At 54.4% G+C, this 281-nt stretch carries 1 tRNA gene and 1 rRNA gene; both read right to left on the bottom strand.

Going from position 1 to position 281, the window contains the following annotated elements:
- Nucleotides 1–81 (bottom strand): 5S ribosomal RNA (rrf, locus tag OGW44_RS00060); the annotation flags it as partial.
- A 38-nt stretch (nt 82–119) separates the two neighbouring features.
- A tRNA-Thr gene (locus OGW44_RS00055) sits at nt 120–195 on the bottom strand.
- Between the last annotated feature and the right edge of the window lie 86 nt (nt 196–281).

Here is a 281-nt window from a genome sequence, read left to right as displayed (position 1 = left end):
CACACTACCATCGGCGCTACGGCGTTTCACTTCTGAGTTCGGCATGGGGTCAGGTGGGACCACCGCGCTACAGCCGCCAGACAAATTCTTTTCTAAGTGCCAAACTTTAACCGAAAAACTGGTGCTGATACCCAGAGTCGAACTGGGGACCTCACCCTTACCAAGGGTGCGCTCTACCAACTGAGCCATATCAGCACACTAAATTTGATGCCTGGCAGTTCCCTACTCTCGCATGGGGAGACCCCACACTACCATCGGCGCTACGGCGTTTCACTTCTGAG

The sequence above is a fragment of the Citrobacter sp. Cb023 genome (assembly GCF_030336805.1).
GTDB classification, from domain to species: Bacteria; Pseudomonadota; Gammaproteobacteria; order Enterobacterales; family Enterobacteriaceae; genus Citrobacter; species Citrobacter braakii.
This window is presented reverse-complemented; position numbering and strand designations above follow the sequence as displayed.